The 26,195-nt window shown below is 63.2% G+C and carries 20 protein-coding genes and 2 tRNA genes; 14 read left to right on the top strand and 8 right to left on the bottom strand.

The genetic code is table 11. The features are described 5' to 3' along the window. Nucleotides 1-19: 19 nt before the first annotated feature. Entirely contained in the window at nt 20-3,628 is a 3,609-nt protein-coding gene (putA, locus tag HGP13_RS18605) for a bifunctional proline dehydrogenase/L-glutamate gamma-semialdehyde dehydrogenase PutA (protein WP_172228012.1), read from the bottom strand. 163 nt (nt 3,629-3,791) lie between these two features. Between putA and HGP13_RS18600 the strand changes: the two genes are divergently transcribed. After that, nucleotides 3,792-4,244, top strand: a complete 453-nt coding sequence (locus HGP13_RS18600) for an Lrp/AsnC ligand binding domain-containing protein (RefSeq protein WP_172228011.1) — start codon at nt 3,792-3,794, stop codon at nt 4,242-4,244. Nucleotide 4,245: 1 nt separating this feature from the next. Here HGP13_RS18600 and HGP13_RS18595 read toward each other — a convergent pair whose 3' ends face one another. Beyond that, complete coding sequence (locus tag HGP13_RS18595) at nt 4,246-5,445, bottom strand: cytochrome-c peroxidase (protein WP_172228010.1); 1,200 nt, start codon at nt 5,443-5,445, stop codon at nt 4,246-4,248. A 7-nt stretch (nt 5,446-5,452) separates the two neighbouring features. Further along, nucleotides 5,453-5,902, bottom strand: coding sequence for a FixH family protein (locus HGP13_RS18590; RefSeq protein ID WP_172234764.1), 450 nt, complete (start codon nt 5,900-5,902; stop codon nt 5,453-5,455). A gap of 151 nt (nt 5,903-6,053) precedes the next feature. Between HGP13_RS18590 and HGP13_RS18585 the strand changes: the two genes are divergently transcribed. Further along, nucleotides 6,054-6,974 (top strand): sugar kinase, encoded by a 921-nt coding sequence (locus HGP13_RS18585; protein WP_172228009.1) that lies wholly within the window; start codon nt 6,054-6,056, stop codon nt 6,972-6,974. A 12-nt stretch (nt 6,975-6,986) separates the two neighbouring features. Here the strand turns inward: HGP13_RS18585 and HGP13_RS18580 are convergent, their stop codons facing one another. The 3 genes from HGP13_RS18580 to HGP13_RS18570 form a co-directional block, all read right to left on the bottom strand. Continuing rightward, on the bottom strand, nt 6,987-8,009 hold the full coding sequence (locus HGP13_RS18580) for an aldose epimerase family protein (RefSeq protein ID WP_172228007.1): 1,023 nt from the start codon (nt 8,007-8,009) through the stop codon (nt 6,987-6,989). A 92-nt stretch (nt 8,010-8,101) separates the two neighbouring features. Further along, a complete protein-coding gene (locus tag HGP13_RS18575; RefSeq protein ID WP_172228005.1) occupies nt 8,102-9,559 on the bottom strand; it encodes an NAD-dependent succinate-semialdehyde dehydrogenase in 1,458 nt (485 codons plus the stop codon). A 178-nt stretch (nt 9,560-9,737) separates the two neighbouring features. Continuing rightward, entirely contained in the window at nt 9,738-10,688 is a 951-nt protein-coding gene (locus HGP13_RS18570; protein WP_172228003.1) for an AEC family transporter, read from the bottom strand. Nucleotides 10,689-10,798: 110 nt separating this feature from the next. Here HGP13_RS18570 and HGP13_RS18565 point away from each other — a divergent pair, with 110 nt between their 5' ends. The 10 genes from HGP13_RS18565 to HGP13_RS18520 all read left to right on the top strand — a co-directional run bounded on the left by HGP13_RS18565 (nt 10,799) and on the right by HGP13_RS18520 (nt 21,481). Continuing rightward, a complete protein-coding gene (locus HGP13_RS18565; protein WP_172228001.1) occupies nt 10,799-13,819 on the top strand; it encodes a caspase domain-containing protein in 3,021 nt (1,006 codons plus the stop codon). A gap of 101 nt (nt 13,820-13,920) precedes the next feature. After that, complete coding sequence (locus HGP13_RS18560) at nt 13,921-14,469, top strand: histidine phosphatase family protein (protein WP_172227999.1); 549 nt, start codon at nt 13,921-13,923, stop codon at nt 14,467-14,469. Between the two features lie 228 nt (nt 14,470-14,697). Next, nucleotides 14,698-14,772: transfer RNA gene (locus HGP13_RS18555), tRNA-OTHER, on the top strand. 2 nt (nt 14,773-14,774) lie between these two features. Continuing rightward, nucleotides 14,775-14,844, top strand: a tRNA-Asn gene (locus HGP13_RS18550). A 360-nt stretch (nt 14,845-15,204) separates the two neighbouring features. After that, a complete protein-coding gene (locus HGP13_RS18545; protein WP_172227997.1) occupies nt 15,205-16,347 on the top strand; it encodes a slipin family protein in 1,143 nt (380 codons plus the stop codon). Between the two features lie 174 nt (nt 16,348-16,521). Beyond that, nucleotides 16,522-16,803, top strand: coding sequence for an acyl carrier protein (locus HGP13_RS18540; protein ID WP_010909964.1), 282 nt, complete (start codon nt 16,522-16,524; stop codon nt 16,801-16,803). A gap of 114 nt (nt 16,804-16,917) precedes the next feature. Further along, nucleotides 16,918-18,108 carry a beta-ketoacyl-ACP synthase gene (locus tag HGP13_RS18535; RefSeq protein ID WP_172227995.1) on the top strand — a complete coding sequence of 397 codons (1,191 nt, stop codon included), beginning with the start codon at nt 16,918-16,920 and terminating at the stop codon, nt 18,106-18,108. A gap of 46 nt (nt 18,109-18,154) precedes the next feature. Beyond that, complete coding sequence (locus HGP13_RS18530) at nt 18,155-19,432, top strand: beta-ketoacyl-ACP synthase (protein ID WP_172227993.1); 1,278 nt, start codon at nt 18,155-18,157, stop codon at nt 19,430-19,432. Nucleotides 19,433-19,469: 37 nt separating this feature from the next. Continuing rightward, on the top strand, nt 19,470-20,498 hold the full coding sequence (locus HGP13_RS18525; protein WP_172227991.1) for a zinc-binding dehydrogenase: 1,029 nt from the start codon (nt 19,470-19,472) through the stop codon (nt 20,496-20,498). 5 nt (nt 20,499-20,503) lie between these two features. Next, on the top strand, nt 20,504-21,481 hold the full coding sequence (locus tag HGP13_RS18520; RefSeq protein WP_172227989.1) for a lipid A biosynthesis lauroyl acyltransferase: 978 nt from the start codon (nt 20,504-20,506) through the stop codon (nt 21,479-21,481). A gap of 119 nt (nt 21,482-21,600) precedes the next feature. On the opposite strand, the gene HGP13_RS18515 is transcribed toward HGP13_RS18520, so the two are convergent. Then, nucleotides 21,601-22,485: a hypothetical protein gene (locus tag HGP13_RS18515; RefSeq protein WP_172227987.1), complete on the bottom strand. Its 885-nt coding sequence runs from the start codon at nt 22,483-22,485 to the stop codon at nt 21,601-21,603. A gap of 170 nt (nt 22,486-22,655) precedes the next feature. Further along, on the bottom strand, nt 22,656-23,087 hold the full coding sequence (locus HGP13_RS18510; RefSeq protein WP_172234763.1) for a L,D-transpeptidase: 432 nt from the start codon (nt 23,085-23,087) through the stop codon (nt 22,656-22,658). A 221-nt stretch (nt 23,088-23,308) separates the two neighbouring features. On the opposite strand from HGP13_RS18510, the gene HGP13_RS18505 reads away from it, so the two are divergent. After that, nucleotides 23,309-24,586 (top strand): acetylornithine deacetylase/succinyl-diaminopimelate desuccinylase family protein, encoded by a 1,278-nt coding sequence (locus HGP13_RS18505; RefSeq protein WP_172227985.1) that lies wholly within the window; start codon nt 23,309-23,311, stop codon nt 24,584-24,586. Between the two features lie 124 nt (nt 24,587-24,710). Beyond that, nucleotides 24,711-26,189, top strand: a complete 1,479-nt coding sequence (locus tag HGP13_RS18500) for an ABC transporter substrate-binding protein (RefSeq protein WP_172227983.1) — start codon at nt 24,711-24,713, stop codon at nt 26,187-26,189. Nucleotides 26,190-26,195: the final 6 nt, after the last annotated feature.

Below are 26,195 nucleotides of genomic sequence, written 5' to 3'. Positions count from 1 at the left end.
AGCGAGGTGCGAACAGTCCTTATGCCGCAGCCAGCAGGCTGGCATTGCCGCCGGCCGCGGTGGTGTCGACGCAGACGGCCCGCTCATGCGCATAGGCCGCCGGGTTGAGCACCTCGCTGACCAGCGGCACGATCGGGCCAGTCCTGTCGGCGATAACCTTGCGCACGATGCGCGCAGCTTCCGGTGTGCCTGAAAACGCGACGACATCGACGCGCAGCGAGCGCGCCTCGACCGGATCAGGGCGGCCATCTATTGCAGCCAATGGCAAGCCCTTGCCGGTCAATGCGGAGAGTGCGGCCGGCGCTCCCGGCGCCACAGCCAGCACCGCATTGCCTGCGGCGAGCGCCTGGATCGTCTGGGCAAGCAGCGAGTCGGCGTCGGGGCCGAGGCACAGCACCCGCCCGCGTGGTGACAACGACAGCGTGTTGGCCTCGCCGGTCGGCCCGGGCAGGTCGACCTGACCGAAATCGATTGCAGCGGCGGCGCCAATGGCGGCAGCGCCCTTGCCGCGCAGATGCTTCCTCAGGATGGCGATCCGGTCCGGCCGCGTCGACCAGCCGCCCAGCGTCGGATCGGGCAGATTGTCGGCCAGTTCGGTCGCCGTCACCTTGTGGCCTTCTCCCACATGCGTACCGGCTTCCGGCCCCTTGCGGAAGCGCCGGAGATAGTGCGGCCCGCCGGCCTTGGGCCCGGTGCCGGACAGCCCCTCGCCGCCAAAGGGCTGCGATCCGACAACGGCACCGATCTGGTTGCGGTTGACATAGATGTTGCCGGCATGGATGCCGTCGACGAAATGCTGGACGCGGCCTTCGATGCGGGTGTGCAGGCCGAAGGTCAGGCCATAACCCTTGCGGTTGATCGCGGCGATGACCGCATCGATCTCATCGGAGTCGAAGGTGGCGACATGCAACACCGGCCCGAACACTTCGCGGTCCATCTCCTCGATGCCCTTGACCCGGAAGACATGCGGCGCAACGAAGCGGCCGTCCTTCGGCGCCTCGAGCTTGGCGATCAGCCGGCCCTCGAGACCTTTCTTCGTGCAATAGTCACGGATCGAGGCCTGCGCCTCATCATCGATGACCGGACCGACATCGGTTGAAATCTGCCAGGGATCACCGATGTTGAGCGCTTCCATGGCGCCCTTCAGCATCTCAAGCATCTTCTTCTCGACGTCCTTCTGGACATAGAGCACGCGCAACGCCGAGCAGCGCTGGCCGGCACTCTGGAAGGCCGAGGCCAGGATATCGCGCACAGCCTGTTCGGGCAGCGCGGTGGAATCGACGATCATGGCGTTGAGGCCGCCGGTCTCGGCGATCAGCATCGCGTCGGGTGCCGCGGTCTCGGCCAGTTGCTTCTCGATCAGCTTGGCGACCTCGGTCGAGCCGGTGAAGCAGACGCCGGCGATGCGCGGGTCGGCGGTCAGCGGGCCGCCGACCGATGGACCGTCGCCGGGCAGAAGCTGGATCACGTCCTCCGGTACGCCGGCCTCGCGCAGCAGTTCGACGGCGCGGAAGGCGATCAGCGGCGTCTGCTCGGCCGGCTTGGCGATGACCGAATTGCCGGTGACGAGTGCCGCCGCGATCTGACCGGTGAAGATGGCGAGCGGGAAATTCCATGGCGAAATGCAGACAATGGCGCCACGCGCCTGCGTGCCGGCTTCGTTGTTGGCCGCTTCAGCGGCGTAGTAGCGCAGGAAGTCGACGGCCTCGCGCACTTCCGCCACACCATCGGCCAGCGATTTGCCGGCCTCGCGGGTGGCCAGCGCGAAAAACTCGACGGCGTTGGCTTCATAGAGGTCGGCGGCGCGGTCGAGGATGGCGGCACGCTCGGCAACCGGACGTTTTGCCCAGGCAGGCTGCGCCTCCACGGCGAAGCGTACGGCGGTCGCCACCTGCTTGGCGGCGGCCTCGCTAACCGTGCCGACCACTTCGTCAGGCTTGGCCGGATTGACGATCGGACGCTGCTTGCCATAGCCGGCGGCGCGCGTGATCGGCTTGGCATGCCAGCGGTCCGGCCCGGCAAAGGCGGCCTTGGCCTTGTTGATCGCCGCCAGCGTCACCGTATCGGTGATGTCAAACCCTTTCGAGTTGCGGCGGCCGGAGCCAAATATCTGGGACGGCCGGGCAATCGCCGGATTGGCGGCGGGCCCCTGGTCCTCGACTGTCTCGAGCGGATCGCGGGCGATGTCCTCCGGCTCGACATCCTCGTCGGTCAACTGGTGCACGAAGGAAGAGTTGGCGCCGTTCTCCAGCAGCCGCCGGACAAGGTAGGCAAGCAGATCGGAATGCGCGCCGACCGGCGCATAGATGCGGCAGCGCGTGCCTTCGGCCTGGCGCACGGTCTCGTGCAGGGCCTCGCCCATGCCATGCAGGCGCTGGAACTCGAAGGAGTCGCGATTTCCGGCCATCGACAGGATGGCGGCGACGGTGTGGGCGTTGTGGGTGGCGAACTGCGGATAGATGCGGTCGGTCATGCCAAGCAGTTTCTTCGCGCAAGCCATGTAGGAGACGTCAGTGTTGGCCTTGCGGGTGAAGACGGGATAACCCGTGAGCCCCAGCGTCTGCGCCCGCTTGATCTCGGTGTCCCAATAGGCGCCCTTGACCAGCCGCACCATGATGGTGCGGTCGTATTTCTTGGCCAGCGCGTAAAGCCAGTCGATGGCAAACGCGGCACGTGGCCCGTAGGCTTGGACGACGACGCCAAAGCCGTTCCAGCCGGCGAGTTCCGGCTCGGCCAGCACCCGCTCGATGACGTCGAGCGACAGATCGAGACGATCCGCTTCCTCGGCGTCGATGTTGAGCCCCATGCGCGAATGCCGCGCGGCGAGCGCCAGCGACAACAGCCGCTCGGCCATGACAGGCAGCATCTCTTCCTTCTGCGCCACCTCGTAGCGCGGATGCAGCGCCGAGAGCTTGACCGAGATACCATGGTTCTGACGGATGTCTGGGCCGTTGGAACCCGAGTCGAGCGAGGAAATCGCATCGGCATAGGCCTTGAGATAGCGCAGAGCATCGGCCTCGGTGCGGGCCGCCTCGCCCAGCATGTCGAAGGAATAGAGATAACCCTTCTGAATCATCGACCGGCCGCGCTTGACGGCTTCGGCGATGGTGCGGCCAAGCACGAACTGTTCGCCCATCTCGCGCATGGCGGCGGCCACCGCCTTGCGGATGACCGGCTCGCCCAACCGGCGCACCATCGAACGCAGCGTGCCTTCGATGCCACCCTCGCCCTCGTCCAACACACGGCCGGTCAGCATCAGCGCCCAGGTCGAGGCATTGACGAAGATCGAGCTCGAGCCGCCCGAGTGGGCCGACCAGTCATGCGGCGCGATCTTGTCGGCGATGAGATCGTCCATCGTCTCGGTGTCCGGCACGCGCAGCAGCGCCTCGGCCAGGCACATCAGCGCCACGCCTTCCTTGGTCGACAGGCCGTAGGCGGAGAGGAAGACTTCCATCAGGCGGGGATCGGACGAGCCGCGCACCGCCTGCACCAGATCGGCGGCTCGCGCCGAGATCGCATTGCGATCCCCGGCCGAAAGCCCTGTCGCCTCGGCCAGCCGCTTCACGGCTTCGTCTTCGTCGGGAAGATAGTTGGCACGGATCTGCTGGCGGATGGTGTCGAGCGGCATGGCGGGTCCTGTGGAGCGAGCATCAGGGAGCGGGCCGGCGGTCACCGGACCGAATGGCGCAAGCTAGCACAGGCGCGAATTTCAGTCGGTCCAAAGAAATCGACATGACAGGCCATTTGATCCATCATAGCGACATAAGATCAACAAATGGACTGCCTTTTTGATGACTGAAGACCAATTGGACCGCATCGACCGGAATATCCTGTCGGCGCTGGCAAGCAACGGCCGGCTTTCCATGTCGGAACTGGCGACAAAGGTCGGCCTGTCGAAGACACCGGTGCAGGCGCGGGTCAAGCGGCTGGAGAAGGACGGCTATATCAGGGGCTACCAGGCGATCATCGATCGCGAGCGCATGGGCGAAGGCCATGTCGCCTTCGTGCAGGTAAAATTGTCCGATACCCGCTCCGCCGCGCTCGACGCCTTCAACCGATCCGTCCAGAGCGTGCCGGAGATCGAGCAGTGCCACATGATGGCGTCGAGCTTCGACTATCTGCTGAAGGTCCGCACCAAGGACATCGCCGCCTATCGCCGCGTGCTGGGTGAGCGGATCTCGGCGCTTCCCCATGTCGCCCAGACTTCGACCTTCGTGGCGATGGAGACAGTGAAGGATCGATAGTTTATTCCGCCAAAGTCTTCAAAAACGCCACCAGCGCCGCGCGTTCGCGATCCGATAGCTGCAACGGGTGGATTTCGGATACCCCCTCAACGCTGGGCGCAGCCTTGGCGTAGTGCGCCACCACCTCGTCGAGCGAGGAAAACTGCCCGGCATGCATATAGGGCGGCCGCGTGGCAGCGCCGCGCAGCGAAGGCGTCTTGTAGGCGCGGATCAGTTGCGGCGCATCCTTGACCATGAAACGCAGCTCGCCGCAGGCGCTCGCATCGCCATCGCGATAAGCGCCGAAGCAGTTGAACGGGTCGGCCTCGACCTGTGCCACCGCATCGATGCGACCGCGATCCGGCGGCAGATCCGCGACAGGCGGCACGCCGGTGTTGTGAAAACTGTTGTCGGTGAAGCGCGGGCCGTTGTGGCAAGTCACGCAATTGGCCTTGCCGATGAACAGTTTCAGCCCAAGGATTTCTTCCCGCGTAAAGACCGCATCGCCCTTCGGCTCAGCGCCGGTGGCAAGGTCCAGCGCAAATCGGTCGAAGCGCGTCTGCGCCGGCTCGATCGAGCGTTCGAAAGCGGCGATCGCCTTGCCGATATTGGCAAAGACGCGGTTGATGGCGTCACGCTGCCCATCGCTCATCGCGTTCCAGGCAGTCTTTTCGGCATCCGTTCCGAGCGGGCTGGCATTCAACGGAATGCCGGAAAAGTCCGGCAGCGGTCCAAAAATGCGTTCATAGCGTTCGCCGAAGCGCGCCTTGATGTAGTGCGCGTAGGCGGCGCGGTTGCCGGCCTGTTCCAGCGGGTTTTCCAGCGGTGTCAGCGCTTGCGCCCACAGGCTGTCGCGGCGGCCGTCCCAGAAGAACCAGGGATCACGCGCCACGCCCGCCAATGCCATTGTGCGACGGTTGGTGCGGCCGACGCCGACGGCTTGCGGCAGGTCGTCCTGGAACTGGCGGTCGATCTTGTGGCAGGTCGAGCACGAGACCGTGCCGTCGCGGCTCATGCCGAGGTCGAAGAACAGCGTCGAGCCGAGCGCCGCAGCGGCCGGCACGTCGGCGAACCGGTTTGTGGTGTCGGGTTTCAGCGACGGCAAGGTGTTCAGCGCCAGCGACGCGATGGTCTTCTTCTCGGCGTCGGAGAAATCCGGCTTGCCGCAGCCGACGAGGACGACGGCGACCATCAGCGCCAGAAAGTAGAAAAGGCGCTTCATCGATCGCTCACAGGACCACGTTGAACAGCACCGTGTCGGAGCCGGCGCCGGACGAGATGGCGAAACGAAGTTGCCACCAGCCGCTCATGGTGAATTTCAGCCCGTCGATACGGTAACGGCCCTCGCCCAGGTAATCGGTCACCTGCGGGCTGGTCGGCAGGCCATGATTGTGTTGCGGCATGCCGCCGGAGATGGCGATCGCGGCGCGCTCCACCGAAGCCCCTGTCTTTGTTTTCAGGGTCAGCAGCCAGGATTCCAGTTCGCCCTGCCGCACCACGCCCCGTTCCGGAACGAAGCTCGCCATGTACAGCCCGTTGTCGGTTTTCTTCGTCCGCGAGACATCCGGGCCGGCAAGCTGCGCCGATTGCGGCGCCGTCAAATAGACGACCGCGAGGACGCCGACCAGCAGAGCAGCCAGACCAAGACCCGCCAGGAGATAACGCCATATCGATGCCAAACCGGTTCCTCTTCTGCGGATAACGTTCTGCTGGGTGGATCGCGTCCCGCCAGCCTGTGGGAAAACGCTGTGGCGCAAAAAAGCCTGCTTGCCAACCATGGCGCTGCCGCCGGCAAAAAGCTACAGCACCGAAATCATCGGAGGATTGCAGATGGCAGGAAACGGCGTCGCCTCGATCGGCGAATGCATGCTCGAACTGTCGGGCCAGGCCGGCCCGAACTGGCGCATGGGTTTTGCCGGCGACACGTTCAACACGCTGTGGGCGCTGCACGCGCTGAGCGGCGACCGCCCGGCGACCTATGTCTCGGCCTTCGGCGACGATCCCTTCTCGCAGGGCCAGATCGGCTTCTTCGCCGAAAACGGCATCGGCATCGGTTCCAGTCCGGTGATCCCGGGCGCGCGGCCCGGTCTCTATGCGATCACGCTGACAGGCGCCGAGCGCTCCTTCACCTACTGGCGCGGCGACGCCGCCGCGCGGCAGCTCGCCTCGGATCCCACGGCTCTGTCGAAAAACCTGGAAAATCAGGAACTTGTGTACTTTTCCGGAATCACTTTGGCAATTCTGAACGATGCCGCGCGCAAAACACTGCTGATGGCCGTGGCCAAGGCGCGGGCGGCGGGCTCGCTGATCGCCTTCGACCCCAATTACCGGCCACGGCTCTGGCGCCGGCGCGAGGAAGCGCAAACGGCTATCGTCGAGGCGCTTGCCGTTACCGACATCGCACTGCCAACCTTCCCCGACGAGCAAATGCTGTTTGAGGATGCAACGCCGCAGGCGACCGCAGAGCGGCTACGGCAATGGGTCGGCGAGGTCGTCGTCAAGAACGGCGAGCAGCCGGCGCTAATTTCCGAAAGCGGGACACTGCACGACGTGCCGGCGATCCATGTCGCGGCCCCCGTCGACACCACCGGCGCCGGCGATTCCTTCAATGGCGGCTATCTCGCGGCGCGTCTTGCCGGCCATGGCCCGCGGGAAGCTGTCCGCCGGGCCCATCGCGTCGCCGCCGCCGTGGTGCAGGTTCGTGGCGCGCTGGCGCCGTTCGAGACACTAAGAGCGGCGTTCGACAGCTGAGGTCTGTCGATCCTAGGGTAGACGGAATCGATATTCCGTCACGTGGTGATAAATGGCGCCCGGCCACAGGGTTGCCTGTGGGAAATACGGCCGGTTCGGTGCATCCGGCCATATCTGCGGCTCCAGGCAGAAGCCGGAAAAAGCCTTGTAGTCTCGCCCTTCCAGCCCTTTGCGCGGCGTCACATACTGGCCGGTATAGAGCTGGACGCCGGGCTCCGTGGTCCAGACCTCCATCTCGACGCCGGAACTGGCTCCTTGCGCCCACGCCGCTTGCCGCAACGGCCCGCGCGTCGAGGCAAGGCAGAAATTCTGGTCGTAGGGCAGTTGCTCGCCCTCAGTCTCCATGCGCAGCGGCCGCGCCTGGCGAAAGTCGAAAGGCGTGCCGTCAACCGGCTTGACCACGCCGGTCGGGATCATGTCGCCGTCGACAGGCAGATAGGCGCCCGCATTCAGCATCATCCTGTGGTCGAGAATGTCGCCGACGCCGCCATCGTCGAGGTTGAAATAGGAATGCTGGCTGAGATTGCACAGCGTCGGCTCCTCGCAGGTCGCCGTCAGCTCGACGCTGAGCGTACCGGGGATCTTCAGCCGGTAGGTGCAGGTGAGGTCGAGTGCGCCGGGAAAGCCCATCGTGCCGTCGGGATCGTGCAGCGTCAGCGTAACAAAATCCCTGCCGTGCAAAGAAACTGTCCAAGGCCGATGCGAATAGCCTTGCGAGCCGCCATGCAGCGTGTGCTTGCCGAGGAAGTTTTGGTCGGTTTGGTAGCGATTGCCGGCGATGGTAAAACGGCCATCATGGATGCGATTGGCGTAGCGACCGACGACCGCGCCAAAGAACGTGTTGTTGGTCTCATAGGCTTCCAGATTGTCGTAGCCGAGCACCAGCGGCGCGTCGTGCCCGGTCAGGCGCAAATCCTGGATGACAGCACCGAGCCCGATGACGTTGGCAGTGATACCGCCGCCCCTGATCGTGAAGCGGCGCACCGCCTCGCCCGCCTGCGTCGTGCCGAAAACCTCGCCGTCCTTCATAGCCATGCCCGCAAACGCCAGTAGATCCAGAAGAGTTCGGCCGGTTTTCCCATAAGAGATGGGCAGGCGATTGGCCTCCCCATCTCAGGACCAGTCTATCAGAGCCCGAGGCCGCCGATGCACACATATTTGGTATCGAGGTAATCCTCGATGCCCTGATGGCCGCCTTCCTTGCCGAGGCCTGATTCCTTGACGCCGCCGAACGGCGCCTCGGGCGTCGTGATAAGGCCTTCATTGACGCCGACCATGCCGTATTTCAGCCCTTCCATGACGCGGAAGGCGCGGCCGAGATCGCCGGTGTAGAAATAACAGGCAAGGCCGAATTCGGTGTCGTTGGCGAGCGCGATTGCTTCCGCTTCGGTCTCGAACTTGAACACCGGCGCAACCGGGCCAAAAATCTCTTCCTTCATGAAGCGCATCTTGGGCGTCGCATTGGCGATGACCGTCGGCTGGAAGAACGAACCGCCGAGCGCATGGCGCTTGCCGCCGGCGACGATCTTGCCACCCTTCGAGGTGGCGTCGGCGATCAGTTCTTCGACCTTCTCGACCGCCTTCTCGTCGATCAGCGGTCCCTGCTGGACGCCGTCTTCAAGGCCGGAACCGACCTTCAGCCCGTTGCTGGCGTCGGCGAGCTTCTCGACGAACTTGTCATAGACGCCGGCCTGGACGAGGAAGCGGTTGGTGCAGACGCAGGTCTGACCGGAGTTGCGGTACTTGGCGGTGATCGCACCGGCAACCGCACGCTCGAGGTCGGCGTCGTCGAAGACGATGAACGGCGCATTGCCGCCAAGCTCCATCGACACTTTCTTGACGGTCACCGACGACTTCTGGATGAGCAGCTTGCCGACCTCGGTCGACCCGGTGAAGGTGATCTTCGACACCAGCGGATTGGCGCAGATCTCGTCGCCGATCTCGCTGGCCGAACCGGTCAGGATGTTGACGACGCCCTTGGGGAAGCCGACTTCCTCGGCCAGCGCGCCCCAGGCAAGACCCGAGTACGGCGTCTGCGAGGCCGGCTTGACCACAGCGGTGCAACCGGCCGCGAGTGCCGGGCCGAGCTTGCGGGCCAGCATCGAGGACGGGAAATTCCACGGTGTGATGGCGGCGATGACGCCGACCGGCTCCTTGGTCACCAGGATGCGGCGGTCCGCCCATGGCGAGGGCACGACGTCGCCATAGGTGCGGCGGCCTTCCTCGGCGAACCACAGAATGTAGGCCGCGGCCGAGCCGATCTCGCCCTTCGATTCGAACAGCGACTTGCCCTGCTCGATGGTGAGCAGTTCGGCCAGCACGTCCTGATTGTCCATCATCGCGTCATGCAGCTTGCGCAGCAGCTTCGAGCGCTCGAGCGCGGTGGTCTTGCGCCAGGTCTTGAAGGCCTCAGCGGCGGCTTCGATGGCGCGGCGGGTCTCGGCCTTGCCGGACTTCGGCACCGTGCCGATCTTGAGGCCGGTGGCCGGGTTGTTGACGTCGACAGTCTGGCCGCTGTCGGCCTGCACCCATTCGCCGTTGATGAGATTGGCCTGCCGCATGAAATGGCTGGTTTTCTGAAGCATGGTTTAGCCTCCGCTCGGCGCACTGACGGGCCGGTATCTGGATTTTCTTCGATGGACGTGCCCGATGGTATCGAGGCCGGGACACTGGAGCCAGTGCTCTTTACCTAGGGCAAGCCACGCAATCAATTGCAAGATGGCATATAGGCTTTGGGCCAGCGCGAAACCAGCCGAAGACGAACTAGCCGTAGACGTGAAGCACCACGGTCAGCCAGAAAGCCGTGGTGACGGCGGCGCAGGCGGTGGCGATGGTCATCTGGTTCGATGCCAATGCCTGGCCGGTGTTGAACTGCACGGCGATGAGATAGGAATTGATGCCGGACGGTAGCGCCGCCACCACGACGGCCACCTTGGCCGTCATCGGCGGCAGGCCGAGCAGCCAGACGAAGGCGAGCACCAGCGCCGGCATCAGGAACAGTTTCAGCACCGAAAGCCCCAATGCCGGCCGGACATTGCCGGAAACGCCGAAGCGGCGCAGGCTGAGCCCCATGGCAAACAGCGCCACCGGCCCTGCCGTGTCGGCAAGCGCATCGACCAGCCGCATGATGAGGTCCGGCAGCGGCACGCCGCTGAGCCGCCATGCCAGCCCGAGCAGGATGCCGATGATCAACGGATTGATGAACAGCCGTCTCAGGAAGTTGCGGATAACGCGCAACGGATGGACAGGTTCACCCCCGCTGCGACCGAACATCTCGAACAGCACGATCGAGGCCATCATCATCACAGGCAGGTGCACGGAAACCAGCAGCGACAGCACTTCGAAGCCGCTCGGGCCGAATATGCCAAGAATGAAGGGAGCGCCGAGCAACACGACATTGGAATAGGCCGACGACACGCCGCCAACGACGCCGGCGCGCGCGTCGCGCCCGAAGATCCGCGTGGTGACAAGATGGCCCGCTGCCCAGGTGATCGCCACCGCCGTGAAATAAGCCCCCCACAGCGGCCAAGGCGCGACGCCATGGAAATCGGCATTCACCATCGTCTGGAACAGAAGCAGCGGCATCGCCACCGAGACCGCGAAGTCCGATATCCCCTCGCCGCTCGCCGGTCTGAGATAGCCGGTCAGCCCGGCGAGATAACCGAGCGCGACCAGGCTGAAGACAAAAAGCACGGTTTCTGTGAGCGGCGACATTTTTCAGGGATAGGCGAGCCACGCGCGCGGCGCAATCGCGCCCGAATTTGATCATGGTATGCTGGCAGCGTATAGAGCGTTTGGAATATCAGGGTGGACACGAACGACAAATGACCTTTGTCGAAACCTCAGGACGCAATCTTTTTGCGCGGATGTGGCTGTCGGCCTTCGTCGCCGCACTGATTTGTCTTGCCGCGACGGCGCTTGCATTTGCCGAGACCAAAAGCCTCAAGGGCGTGGCGCTGATCATCGGCCAGTCGAATTACCTGCACATCGCCGCCCTGCCCAACCCCGCCAACGACGCCCGCGACATGGCCAAGATGCTGACCGACCTCGGCTTCGACGCCCGCAACGTCACCGACCGCGATGCCACCAAGCTGAAGCGCGACCTCGAACGCTTCGTCGAGGACGCCGGGGGCGCCGACGTCGCCTTCATCTACTACTCCGGCCACGGCATCGAGGCCGGCGGCGAGAATTATCTGGTTCCGGTCGACGCCGACGTCTCGTCGCTCAAGGATGCAGGCAAGGCCCTGGTGCCGATTTCCGCGGTGATGGACGAACTGAAGAAGACCGTGCCGGTGACGATCGTGCTGCTCGATGCCTGCCGCACCAATCCGTTTCCGGCGGACGCCGTGGTGCGCCCGGCACCGACCGCTTCCGCTGAGCCCATCGGCGCCGGCGGGCTGGAACCGGTGCGTGGCGCCAAGGCGCTCGGCAACGCGTCAGCCCAAGATGCGAGCCTCGGCACGGTGGTCGGCTTCGCCGCCGAACCGGGCCGCCCGGCGCTGGATGGTGCCGCCGGTGAAAACAGCCCCTATGCGGCCGCGCTGCTACGCCACCTTGCGGCCATGAAGGGCACGGAGTTCGGCTCCGTCATGCGCATGGTGACCGAAGAAGTCTATCTCGACACCAAGGCCAAGCAGCGCCCTTGGGTCAATGAAAGCCTGCGCCGGCTGCTCTATTTCGGCGTCGCGCCGCCGGAACCGACCGGCGACGATGGGCTGATCACCGGCGAAAGGCGGCAGTTGCTCCTAACCATTTCCGATCTGCCCGACCCAAAGCGGGCACAGGTGGAATTGGCCTCGCTGCAGGACGGTGTCCCGCTCGACGCGCTCTATGGCGTGCTCAGGGCCCTCGGCACGGACAAGATCCCCGAGGATCCGACCGACCTGCAGAAGGTGCTCGACGGCCAGGCCGAGCGCCTGAAGAAGATGATGTCGGAGCGTGCGGCACTGCGCACCGATGATCCGGAGATCAAGCGGCTGGTCGCGTCCGCCGACAAGGCCATCGGCCAGGGCGCCATGGTGACGGCGCGCAAATTCCTCGATGACGCGGTCGCCAGGGTCGAGCAGAACAGCGGCGCCGTCGACGAGGCTGAGGACATGGTCCGGCAGAAACGCATTGCCGACGCCGGCATCTATGCCAAACGAGCCGACGCCGCCGCGCTGGTCTTCGACTACAGATCCGCCGCCAGCGACTATGCCAAGGCCTTCTCGCTGGTCGAGAAATGGGACGACAAGCTGCGCTGGAATTACAAGAACCAGGAAGCCGAAGCGCTCAACTCCTACGGCTACACCACCGGCGATCTCGACGCACTGCAGCACGCAATCGAGGCCTATCGCGTCATCCTGAATTTCATCCCCAATGGCGAGCAGAACAGGGATTGGGCAATCACCCGCAACAACATGGCGGTGGTGCTGCAGACCATCGGCGAGCGCGAGACCGAAACCGCGCATCTGGAAGAAGCAGCTCAGATTTTCCGCGACTCGCTCGTCGTCTTCGAGCGCGAGAAGGACGACCGCAACTGGGCCGCCTCGCAGAACAACCTCGCCAATGTGTTTCTAAAGATCGGTGAGCGGAATAGCGATCCGAAGTGGCTCAACGAAGCAGTGGCAGCGATGCGTGCCACGTTGAAAAAGCGCCCGCGCGACAAGGTGCCGTTCGACTGGGCGGCTTCGCAGATGAATCTCGGTATCGCGCTCTATGCGCTTTCTGAGCGCGAGCCCGCCGGCGAGCATCTGAAAGACGCGGAGGCCGCCTACCGGCTGGCGCTCGAGGAGTATACGCGCGAGAAAGCCCCCGTCGAATGGGCGATGGTCGAGAACAATCTCGGCAACACGCTGGTGACGCTTGGCATCCAGCTCAACGACAAGGCGAAGATCAATGAGGCGGCGGATGCCTTCCGCGCGGCTCTGACGGTGCGAACCCGCGAAACGTTCCCGGTCTCCTGGGCGACCAGCCGGCTCAACCTCGGCAATGCGCTGAGTGGCGTTGCCCGTTTCGATATGGGCACAAGCACGCTCGAAGAGGCCGCCGCGGCCTATGACGACGCGCTGACGGTATTTACCCGGCAGCGCTTCCCGATGGATTGGGCGTCGGCGCAGAACAATCTCGGCTCGATCTACCAGACGCTTGGCCAGCGGACCCGCGACGCGGCGAAGCTGGAGCAGTCGGCGGCAGCGTTCCAGGCGGCGCGGCAGGTCTATGTCAGGCGGAAATTCCCGCAGGATTGGGCCATGAGCTACTACAATCTCGGCAACACGCTGCAGTTGCTTGGCGGCGTGACGGACAAGCCCGAGCACTACGACGAGGCGGTCGACGCCTACGGCAATGCCTTGCGCGAGTACAAGCGCGAGACCAATCCGCGGCAATGGGCGCTGGCCCAGGCCGGTCTCGGCTCGACGCTGCACTGGCTGAGCATGAGCAATGCCGATCCGAAAACCTTGCGGGATTCGATCACGGCCCGTCGGGCGGCACTCGAAGTGCTGACCATCGAGACGGCACCGATCGACTGGGCCAGCGCCCAGAACGGCATCGGCATGAGCCTGCTCAACCTTGGCAATATCGAACGGACCGGCAAATATCTCGACGATGCCGAGGCGGCGTTCACCGCGACGCTGAAAGTGTTCACCAGGGAAAGCCAACCCATGCAGTGGGCCTTCGAGCAGAACAACCTCGGTGATGTCAGCTGGAATCGCGCCAGCTATGGCGGCGGCAAGGCCGAATATCTCAAGGCCATCGAGTTCTTCGAGAACGCCAAGCAGGGTTTCACCGAAGCCGGCTACACCCTCCCCATCCCGCTGACCGACCAGAAGATCGATCTGGTGAAGAAGCAGATCGCCAAAAAGTGAGACTTGAGACGCCGCCGGCTCCTGGCTTGTCTTTGTGCCTGCTTTCCAATCCCTATATGCGAATGGTCGGAGTCTGATGCCAGGCTCCTGGAAGGACTGCGATGATTCGATTTGCCCTGGCCTTGTTCCTGCTCGTCATTCCCGTCGCGGCCCACGCCACGGATGCCGGCTGGGCGCTGCTGCGCGATGGCGGCCATGTCGTGCTGCTGCGCCATGCCATGGTCACCGGCACCACCGATCCGGCCAATTTCGACATCGACAGCTGTGCCACCCAGATCAACCTGTCGGCGCGCGGCAAGCAGCAGGCGAGCAAGATCGGCGCCTTGTTTGCCGCTCGCGCCGCCCCCATCGAGCGAGTCCTGTCCAGCCGCTACTGTCGCTGCCTCGACACCGCACGCATCGCCTTCGAGGCCGAGCCGGAGCTGTTTGCGCCACTCGATCTCTTCAAAGGCGACGATGCGCAGAAAGCGGCGCAGATCGCCGCGATCATGAAGGAAATCCGCGCCTATTCCGGCTCCGACAATCTCGTAATGGTCACCCATCTGGAAGACATCGTGGCGCTCACCGGCATCTCGCCGCGCGAGGGCGAAGCCGTGGTCGTCGAACCGCAAGGCGATGGTCTGCGCGTACTCGGCCGCGTCACGTTTTGAAATTGGATATTCGGTCGCGGCTGCTGGAGGCAGTGTTGCCGAAATGCCACCGCCTAAAGAAGCCGCAAATTCGCCGTGATAATGCCGCTTGCGACAACCCGTCGCAGGGGCTATAGGCGCGCACCCGGTCACGAAAACCGAAGCGAGCACAACGGCTGGAGCTTTCGTCTCCGCCCGTGCAGGCGGCTTTGCCGCCCTGTATACGGTGCCGCTTTGGGGATTGGGATTGCGGGTGTAGCTCAGAGGTTAGAGCGCCGGATTTGGGTCCGGAGGTCGAGGGTTCGAGTCCCTTCATCCACACCACGGATAGCTCAGTTTGGTTAGAGCATCAGATTGTTAATCTGACTGTCGAAGGTTCGATTCCTTCTCCATTGGCCTGATAAGCCAGCACCCTGCCACGGTGTTATCTGAAAACGGTCCGGGGACTGGAATGCGAAAGACCTGACGACGGCCGAAGCCCTCGGGCCAAGGCCGTATCGAAAGGTCCAACGCCATCGGCTCGCGGCCAGGCCCGCGGTGATGGTCAAGGCGCAGTGTCGCCGGCAAGGGAGGCCAGGGCCTCCGGCGCCCGCTTCACTGCCCCGCGATCCGCTCCCGAAGGCCCGCTGCGATTTGATGCCACCAGTCCCCGGATCATTCGTGCCGGACCATGACGACGTGAAACGAGAAACGAAAGGGAAGATCGACGCATGAGTTAACGCCTCGCATGGGGCCATGCCCGACAGGAGTAAGACAATGACTGTTCTCGATAAGGTTCTTGGACGCGAGCGCGTCCTCGTAAGGGAAAACGAACGTGCCCTCACCCTCTTTAAGGGTGAGATCAAGGCTGTCCTGCTGCCGGGTGAGCATTGGCTCGCCAACCGGCGCGGAAGCCTGGAAGTATCTCGGCACGATCTGAAGAACCCGGAATTCGTTTCGGCATACGAGAAGGCGTTGTTCGACAAGCTCCCGGATGTGGCCGCGCGTCATTTCACCGTCGTTCGCACCGGGCGCACGGATGTCGCCGTCATCGAGCGTGACGGCAATCTGCATGCCGTCCTGGCACCGGACCGCAAGCTGGTGCTGTGGATGGATGCCGGGCCGTGGAAGGTGACGATGGTCGACACTTCGGCCGACCTCGCCATCGATCCGCCGGTCATGCGCCGGCTCGGCCAGGCCCGGAAGGCGGAGTTGATGTCGGTCCATCCGGTCATTGACGGCCAGGCCGGGCTGCTGTTCGTCGACGGTGTCCTGGTGCGGACATTGACGGCGGGCGTGCATGCTTTCTGGAACGTCGGACGCATGGTGCAGGTCAAGGTCGTCGACCTCAAGCGCCAGTCGCTCGACGTCGCCGGGCAGGAAGTGCTGACCAAGGATCGCGTGACGATCCGTGTCAACATCGCTGCCGAGTATCGGGTCGTCGATCCGGTCAAGGCGGTGAGCGCTGTGAAGGACTTCTCCGAGACCCTCTACCGCGCCCTGCAGTACGCCTTCCGCAAGACGCTTGGCGGGCTGACGCTTGACCAGATCCTTGAAAAGAAGGTGACGGTCGATGAGGAAGCCGCGGCCAAGGTCCGTGCCGACATGGCCGAGATCGGGGTGGAGGTCAACGATATCGCGCTCAAGGATGTCATCCTGCCGGGCGAGATGCGCGAGATCCTCAACCAGGTGGTGTCGGCCGAAAAGCAGGCCGAGGCCAACGTCATTCGCCGCCGCGAGGAGACGAACGCCACGCGTTCCCTGCTCAACACGGCCCGGGTGATGGCGGAGAACCCGGTAATGCTGCGGCTGAAGGAGCTCGAGGCTCTGGAAACCATCGCCGGCAAGGTCGAGCGGCTGACCGTCCACAACGGAACTGGCGGACTGCTGAACGACCTGGTCAAGCTCCGCGACAGTTGAGCTGACGCAGCGTCAATTGGAAGGGGCGCCGGTCGACCGGGGCCCTTCTTGCCTTTGCAGAGGAGGCTTCCCATCTGCGCCCGGCGCATCAGGCCTTTTCCTGCCGGGAAAAACCGATTAGACAGCGCCCAAACAAGATGCGGACAGATTCCGCCCGCAAAGAAGGAAAAGCCCTTGTCCACCACGTTCGACAAAGTCGCCAAGATCATTGCCGACACCAGCGAGATCGATATCGACACCATCACGCCCGAGAGCCACACGATCGACGATCTCGGCATCGACAGCCTCGATTTCCTCGACATCGTCTTCGCCATCGACAAGGAATTCGGCATCAAGGTGCCGCTGGAAAAGTGGACGCAGGAAGTCAATGACGGCAAGGCTTCGACCGACGATTACTTCGTCATGAAGAACCTGTGCGCCAAAATCGACGCGCTGGTCGCCGCCAAGACCGCCTGACATGGCTGTGTGCGCGACCTTGACGCGCTCAGCGCATGACCCCGAAAATCGGCATCGATTTTCGGACAGGATCATGCGCAAAATCAAAAAGCAGCCTGACACACAAAGCCGCTCATGAGCAGCCCCCGCGACGTCGTCATCACTGGTATCGGCCTTGTCTCCTCGCTGGGAGAAGGCCCTGACGCCCACTGGCAGAAGCTGGCGCAGCCGGGTCTGCAGCCGGTGCTCGAAGCTGTGCGCTTCGCGCCCTACACCGTCCACCCGCTGCCGGAGATCGACTGGAACCTGCAGATCGCCAAGCGCGGCGACCAGCGGCAGATGGAAACATGGCAGCGGCTCGGCACCTATGCAGCCGGCCTTGCGCTCGATGACGCCGGCATCAAGGGCAATGACGAACTCTGCACGACCATGGACATGGTTGTCGCCGCCGGCGGCGGCGAGCGTGACGAGGCGGTCGACGCCGCCATTCTCGCCGCTTCGGAAAGCCGCAACGATCGCGACGTTCTGCTCAATGAGAAGCTGACCACCGAGTTGCGGCCGACCTTGTTCCTGGCCCAACTCTCCAACCTGCTCGCCGGCAACATCTCCATCGTCCACAAGGTGACCGGGTCGTCGCGCACCTTCATGGGCGAGGAAGGTGCCGGCGTCGCCGCCGTCGAAACGGCTGCCGCACGCATCCGCTCCGGCCAGTCGACGCACATCCTGGTCGGTGGCGCTTTCCAGACCGAACACTCCGACATGCTGCTCGGTTACGAACTCGCCGGCTATTTGCATCGCGGCCCCTGGAAACCAGTCTGGCAAAGACAGGGCGCCGAGGGCGGTGGTGTTGTAACCGGCTCCGGCGGTGCCTTCCTTGTGCTGGAACAGCGCGAACACGCGATGAGCCGCGGGCGCAAGATCTATGCCGAGCTCGGACCAGTGGTCTCAGGCCGCGCCAGGCGGTCGCGCGGAGAACTCGACGCCGAGATCGCCGCGCTGCTCGGCCAGGCGGCGCTGCCGAACGGAAAGCTGTTGGCACTTTCGGGCGCCTCGGGCGCGCATGCCGCAACCACCGCCGAGAAGGCAGCGCTCGATGCCAATCCGACCATTGCCACACGCGGCTTCTCGACGCTGACCGGGCATATGAAGGAAGCGCAGTTTCCGTTCGCGGTGGCGCTTGCGGCACTCGCCGTCGACCGCAAGGCCGCCTACCCTGTTTTCGATGCCGCAGCCGAGAAGCCGTTCGAAGGCGTTCCCGCGACCGTCCTTGCAACGGCGATCGGCTATCACCAATTCGAGGGCATGGCGCTGGTCAAGTCAGCGTAAGGCGGCGCCAGCACGCTGCAGAGATAAACCACTCGAGGGCTTCCTGATGACCAAATTCAGAGATCACATGGGCAGGCCAATCGTCGCCGTCACCGGCATCGGCGTGGTTACCTCGCTTGGCGTCGGTAAATCAGACAATTGGGCGGCGTTGACCTCCGGCAAGTCGGGCATTCACCCGATCACCCGCTTTCCCATCGATCAACTGAACACCCGCATCTCCGGCATGGTCGATTTCCTGCCGTCGAGTTCGAAAGGTGCCAGCCCACTCACCTATCAGCTGGCCGAGCTTGCGGGTCTGGAAGCGGTGACCGAAGCCGGTCTTAATTCCAGCGATTTCGGCGGACCGCTTTTCCTCGCATCGCCGCCGGTCGAACTCGACTGGGCCGAGCGCTTCTCGCTCTACAATTCGGACAAGGACAAGGATGACACCGCCGCCGAAAGACTGCTTCGGGTGGCACGTAGCTTGAAAGAGCTGGATATTTTCGAGACCACCCAGTTCGGTTCGATTGCCGACCGCCTTGCCGACCGCCTTGGCACACGTGGTCTGCCGATCACCTTGTCGACGGCTTGCGCTTCAGGTGCCACCGCGATCCAGCTCGGTGTCGAGGCGATCCGACGCGGCGAATGCGACCGTGCGCTATCGATCGGCGCGGACGGTTCTGCCACCGCCGAGGCATTGATCCGCTTCTCATTGCTTTCGGCGCTCTCCACGCACAATGACATTCCCGAAAAGGCATCGAAGCCTTTCTCCAGGGATCGGGACGGCTTCGTATTGGCCGAGGGATCCGGGGCGCTGGTGTTGGAATCGCTTGAGGCGGCATTGGCTCGCGGCGCGACTATTCTTGGCGTCCTTGGCGGTTGCGGCGAGAAGGCCGACGACTTCCACCGCACCCGCTCGAAGCCGGACGCTTCGCCGGCCATCGCCGCAGTTCGCGCCGCCCTCGCTGATGCCGGCCTGAGTGAAGACGAGATCGACTATGTCAACGCGCACGGCACGTCGACCCCCGAGAACGACAAGATGGAGCATCTGGCGCTGTCGACCGTGTTCGGAGAGCGCATAAGCTCGATGCCTGTCTCTTCTAACAAGTCAATGATCGGCCACACCCTGTCTGCGGCCGGTGCTGTCGAGGCGGCGTTTTCGCTGATGACGATGCGTGAAAGCGTCATTCCGCCGACCATCAACTACGACAATCCAGACCCGGCGATCGTGCTCGACGTGGTGCCCAACAAGAAGCGCAATGCCGAGGTTCGCAGCGTTCTGTCGAACTCCTTTGGCTTCGGCGGCCAGAACACTTGCCTTGTCATGGCGCGGGAACCGGTCTAAGCGAGCCCCTTCCGCTCAAACAGAACCGACAGGCTTTATGCGCGCACTGCAACTTATCGAGGACCGCCGTCTCGAAACGGTGGACCTGCCGCCTCCCCCGCCGCCCGCACTCGGCGAAGTCACGCTGCGCATCAAGGCAGTGGCGCTGAACCATATCGACGTCTGGGGCTGGCGCGGCATGGCCTTTGCCAAGCGCAAGCTGCCGCTGGTCGTCGGCGCGGAAGCCTCCGGCGAAGTCGAGGCGGTCGGTCCCGGCGTTTCCAGCCTGCTGCCCGGGCAATTGGTGTCGATCTATGGCGCGCGCACCTGCGGCCTTTGCCGGGCCTGCCGCGAAGGGCGTGACAATCTCTGCGAACATGTTTCCGGTGTCCACGGCTTTCACCTGGATGGCTTCGCACAGGAGAAGATCAACCTGCCTGCACGTCTGCTCGTGCCCGCCCCGCCCGGCGTGACCGACATTGGCGCAGCTGTCGCGCCCGTCACCTTCGGCACGGTCGAGCACATGCTGTTCGACAATGCGAAACTGCAGCCGGGCGAAACCATCCTGGTCCATGCCGGCGGCTCCGGCATCGGCTCGGCGGCGATCCAGCTGGCCAAGCGGATGGGCTGCACCATCATCACCACGGTCGGTTCGAACGACAAGATCGACAAGGCCAAGGCGCTGGGCGCCGACCATGTCATCAACTACCGCGAGGACCGCTTCGAGGGCGTGGTGCGCAAGCTGACCAAGAAGAAGGGCGTCGATGTCGTGTTCGAACATGTCGGCGCCGACACCTTTGCCGGTTCGATGCTGTGCCTGAAGCGCGGCGGCCGCCTGGTCACCTGCGGCTCGACATCAGGCGTGTCGACGCAGATCAATCTCATGCAGCTGTTCCAGCAGCAATTGAAACTGCTGGGATCCTTCGGCTGCCGCATGGAGAACATGGCCAACGCCATGCAGAAGATGGCGGCCGGGCAGGTCGCACCGGTCATCGACACCGAGGTCGGCTTCAGCGATATCGATGCCGCGCTGAAGCGCATGGAAGGCCGCGACGTCTTCGGCAAGATCATCCTGCGGGTCGGCTAAAGCCTGTGTTCAAGAAGTTTCGCCGGGATCTGAGGTATCGCTACGGCAGGCAACTGCGCCAGCTGAACTACTGGCTGGTTGCGCGCGCGGCGATGATCATCATCTCGATACTGCGCCTGCTGCCGGCCGACAGCGCGCTGAATTTCGCCGACCGCATCGCACGCCTCGTTGGCCCCAGGGTCGGACGCCACCAGGTTGCCATCGACAATCTGCGCAAGGCCTACCCGAACAAGAGCGAGGACGAAATCCAGGCCATCGCCTCCGACATGTGGGGCAACATGGCGCGCTTGGCCGCCGAATATATCTTCCTCGATGCCCTGTTCGACTATGACCCAGCGGCCAGCAAGCCTGGCCGCGTCGAGGTCAAAGGAACAGAGCACTTCGTCGAGATTGCCGCCGAGAAGCGGCCGCACATTGTCTTCACCGGCCATCTCGGCAATTTCGAGCTGCTGCCGGTGGCGGCAGCCACCTTCGGCATGAACATCACGGCGCTGTTTCGCCCGCCCAACAACCCCTACCTCGCCGATTACATCCTCTCGACGCGGCGCTCGACCATGGGATCGCTGCTGCCGTCGATGGCCGGCGCCTCATTCGCATTGGCAGGTGTCCTGGAGAATGGCGGCAATATTGGCGTCCTCGTCGACCAGAAATTCTCCAACGGCCTGGACACGACCTTCTTCGGTCGTCCCTGCCAGAGCAACCGGGTGCTCGGCACCCTTGCCCGCCACTATGACTGCGACGTCTATCCCGCGCGTTGCATCAGGCTGCCGGGTAACCGCTTCCGGCTCGAGATCGAGAACAAGCTGGTCTTGCCGCGCACCGCCGACGGTAGCGTCGACGTCCACGCGACCACCCAGATGCTGAATGACGTGGTCGAACGCTGGGTGCGCGAGGATCCCGGCCAGTGGATGTGGTTCCACAAAAGGTGGGAGATCAGCAACTGGCGGCGTCGCCCGCGTGCCAAAGCAACGCAAGCCAGTTAGCCAATATCTGCGTGCCACTCGGCCATTGGCAGCAAATGCGCAAGAAAAAAGCCGCGAAAATTCCTCTTCGCGGCTTTTCCAGGTTGGTCCTTGTCACCCAGGCGCCTTCGCGCCTTCCACTATAGCAACGGCAGGATGAAGTTGGGGCGATAGGTGTCCATCGTCGCGCCATTGCGGTCTTCGTCGAGCAGCGTGTCGGAGCCGAAGCTGCCGCGCAGACCAATCACGAACTTATGGACGTTCAAGCTTCCCGAACTGCCGGGAGAGGATACATGATCCAGTTGGTAGCGTCCGAAGACCGATAGGGGGGTGCCGGAGAACCGGTACATGGCCTGCAACGCACCGGTGACGGTATTGAGGCTTTCGCCGCCCAGAGAAATCCTCGAATAGCCGAGTTCGGCATCAAAGCGAAGGTTGTCTTGAGCGAAATAACGCACGACGCCGCGACCACCCCAATTGTCGAAATGCTCGGATTGACCCGTCGCGCGCAACTGGCCGTAATAGATCTGCCCGTAGACGGTCACATTGCCAAAATAGGCTTGAGCCTCGGGGCCAACCGCGAAACTGTAGAGGTTCTCGCCACTGACCACGTCGCCACCATAGCCCGTCACCGAGGTGAACCCACCAAGAGCATAAGAACTCGGATCGCGCCAGTAGGCGTGAACCGCGCCGCCATAGCCATCTAGATTCTGGCTCTGAACCCAAAGCGAATCGACGAATGCGTCGGCCTGGATGTTCCAACGAGGGTCGATTGGGAAATTGACACGGCCTGCCCCGCCTGCCGTTGTCGCGCTCTCGTGCTCGCCGCCCGACGTGAGATAGAGCCCTCCGAGATAGGCTTCGACATAGCCGGAAATATGCGGCTGAGCGAGTTCCGGTTCCATGACGATCGGCGCGACCGCGTCGGCGGCAAAGGCGGAAGTCGCAGTGGCGGCAATCGCCGCACCAAGAAGAAGTCTGTACATCAAAGCCCCTCGTAACGTTATATGCGCGATATCTAACACAAACGCATTCTTGACGGAAACGATTGGTCGGGCGGAAGTGACGCAACGACAACGTTTCCGAGCCAAATGCGCCATTCCTGCAACATTTTTCAGGAAAAGCGCCCGAGATGCGGACAATTGCACCCTATCCCACCGCAACGACCTTGTTGGGATCAACGGCGGTCAAGGCTCTAGTTCGTCACGACAATGCGCGTGTTGCCGAAGCCCACTTCCCGCACCATCGAATAGAAGGTCGCGGCGTTGGCCGTGTGTAGCCGCACGCAGCCATGCGAGGCCGGGCGGCCGAGTTGCCTGACGGCGCCCGTGCCATGGATGGCATAGCCGCCATGGAAGAACACGGAATAAGGCATCGGCGACATATGGTACTTTTTCGAATACCACATCCGCGCCGTGCGTTGCGGCCGGTACGTGCCGCGCGGCGTGAAATAGCCGGGACGCGCGGTGGACACGGTCCATCGGTAAACCGACAGGCCATACCTGACCGTCATTGTCTGCGACGACACGTCGATATTTGCTTCCAACATGGCCGCGTGACTTGCGGCCGGCGCACCAAACAGCGCGGTTGCCAATATCGCCGCTGCGACTAGAAAAGACTTCTTCATGCGACCAAACCCCTTTGATTGCCCTTGCCTGTCTGCCCTCACGATGTTTTTCATCTTTTTAATGGCAGGTGAACCGGATAACACACACTCCTTGATCAATTCCCCAATCCGATGCGGCGAATTTGAACGATTTCCCGCGATAGTTGCCGCAACGACACGTCGCACGGACTTGATTGCTGGCGGGCTTGCAATGCCACGTCGTTGTTTGCTCAACTCTGCTGATGAACGAACAACTCCTTCAAGCAATCGACATCAGGCGCGATGAAGTCGTCGCGCTGACCGCCGACCTCATCCGGTTCCCGACCATCAATCCGCCCGGCGAGGCCTACCGGCCATGCGCCGAATATCTTGGCGCGCGGCTGAAGAAGCTTGGCTTCGAGACCGAATTCATCCGCGCCGAAGGCACGCCGGGCGACACCGATCGCTACCCGCGCGTCAATGTCGTGGCCCGTTTCGACGGCCGGTCACCCGGCGCCTGCGTTCACTTCAATTCGCATATCGACGTGGTCGAGGCCGGCGACGGCTGGACCATCGATCCCTTTGCCGGTGTCGTCAAGGACGGCAAGGTCTATGGCCGCGGCGCCTGCGACATGAAAGGCGGCCTGGCTTCATCGATAATCGCCGCCGAAGCCTTCATGGAAGTCTATCCGGACTTTCCCGGCGCCATTGAAATATCCGGCACGGTCGACGAAGAATCCGGCGGCTTCGGCGGAGTCGCCCATCTGGCCAGGCTCGGCTATTTCTCGAAACCCAGGGTCGACCACGTCATCATCCCCGAGCCACTGAACAAGGACCGCATCTGCCTTGGCCATCGCGGCGTCTGGTGGGCGGAGATCGAGACCAAGGGCGAGATCGCGCACGGCTCGATGCCGTTTCTCGGCGACAATGCAGTGCGCCACATGGGCGCCGTGCTCAGGGCTTTCGAGGATGAATTGTTCCCGGCGCTCGACCGCAAGATGACGCGCATGCCGGTCGTGCCCGAAGGTGCAAAACGCTCGACCATGAACATCAACTCGATCCATGGCGGCCAGACAGAGGATTTCCGGCCCGGCCTGCCCTCGCCCAACGTGCCTGATTCCTGCCGGCTGACCATCGACCGCCGCTTCCTGCTCGAGGAAGATCTCGCCACGGTCAAGGGCGAAGTGACCGGTATTCTCGACCGGCTGAAGCGCGAGCGTAAAAAATTCGATTATGAAATCCGCGACCTGATGGAAGTGCTGCCGCTGATGACCGAGCGCGATGCGCCGGTGGTCAAGGCGGTGGCGCAAGGCATCATGGCCATCTTCGACCGTGAGCCCGACTACGTCATCTCGCCCGGCACCTACGACCAGAAGCACATAGCCCGCATCGGCCATATCTACGACTGCATCGCCTATGGTCCTGGCATTCTCGACCTCGCCCATCGGCCGGACGAATGGGTGGGCATAGAGGACATGGTGGAATCGGCCAAGGTGATGGCGATCGGGCTCAACGTGCTGCTGCGCGGCACAACTCGATGAGCGGCCCGCGGCGCAAAAACATTTCTCCCGGCGCGATGCGACAGCACGAAACGCAATTTACTCCCGCGTGAAATCACGCTTCTATCCGCCGGCTTGAGCATTTGAGCACATAGGGAGTTCAGCGATGAGACTTTGGAAGACCCTTCTGGCCGCTGCCGTGCTGGCGCTTGCAACCGCCACTTCGGCGTCTGCCGCCAGGACCGATCTCGTCATCGGCATTCCGCTTGAACCCCCGCATCTCGACCCGACGGCGGGAGCGGCCGCGGCGATCAGGGAGGTCACCTACGCCAATGTGTTCGAGGGCCTAACCCGGATCGGGCCCAATGGCGAGGTTCTGCCGGATCTTGCCGAAAGCTGGACCATTTCCGATGACGGCAAGGTCTACACCTTCAAGCTGCACACCGGCGTGAAATTCCACGACGGCGCCGATTTCGGCGCCGACGACGTGAAGTTCTCGCTCGACCGTGCCCGCGCGGAAAACTCGCTCAACGCGCAAAAGCAGCTCTTTGCCGCCATCGACAAGGTCGAAGCGGTCGACCCCGCCACGGTGAAGGTGACGCTCACCCACCCGCAGGGCTCGTTCCTTTACAATATGGGCTGGGGCGACGCGGTGATTGTGTCGCCGAAATCCGCCGACACCAACAAGGAGAAGCCTGTTGGCACCGGCCCCTTCAAATTCGAGAGCTGGGCCAAGGGTTCATCGGTCACCCTGGTGAAATCAGATCATTACTGGGGCACCCCTGCTTTCCTCGAAAAGGTCGAGTTCCGCATCGTTCCCGATGCCGCGGCGGCGGTGCCGGCGCTGCTTTCCGGCGACATCCAGGCCTTCCCCTTCTTCGATCCCGACAGCGTTTCCCAGGTCAAGGATGATCCGCGCTTCAAGGTTGTGGTCGGCGCGACCGAAGGCGAGACCATCCTGTCCATCAACAACAAGAAGCCGCCCTTCGACAAGCTGCAGGTGAGGCAGGCGATCTCCTATGCGCTCGACCGCAAGGCGATCATCGACGGCGCCTCGGCCGGCCTTGGCCTGCCGATCGGCTCACATATGTCGCCGGCTAATAAATATTATATCGACCTCATCGGCCGCTATCCGCACGACGAGGCCAAGGCCAAGGAACTGCTCAAGGAAGCGGGACTGGAGAACGGCTTCAAGGCCACGTTGAAGCTGCCGCCGACGTCCTATGCGCGGCTCGGCGGCGAGATCATCGCCTCACAGCTCCGCGACGTCGGCATCAACCTCGAGATTATCCCCGTCGAGTGGGCGCAGTGGCTGGACCAGGTGTTCACCAAGAAGGACTACGACCTGACCATCGTCTCCCATACCGAGCCGAACGACATCGATATCTATTCGCGCAAGGACTACTACTTCAATTACGACAACCCTGCCTTCAACAAGGTCATCGCCGATCTGGAACTGACGTCCGACGAGGCCAAGCGCAAGGAATTGTATGCGCAGGCGCAAAAGATCCTGGCCGACGATGCGGTGGTCGGCTTCCTCTACGAACTGCCCAAGGTCGGGGTCTGGGACGCCAAGCTGCAAGGGCTGTGGGAAAACGCGCCGATCCCCGCCAACGACCTGACCAAGGTGAAGTGGTCGGGTTGATCTCGC

It is taken from the genome of Mesorhizobium sp. NZP2077 (genome assembly GCF_013170805.1).
Lineage (GTDB): Bacteria > Pseudomonadota > Alphaproteobacteria > Rhizobiales > Rhizobiaceae > Mesorhizobium.
The sequence above is the reverse complement of the archived record's forward strand: the minus strand, read 5'-3'. Positions and strand labels throughout refer to the sequence as shown.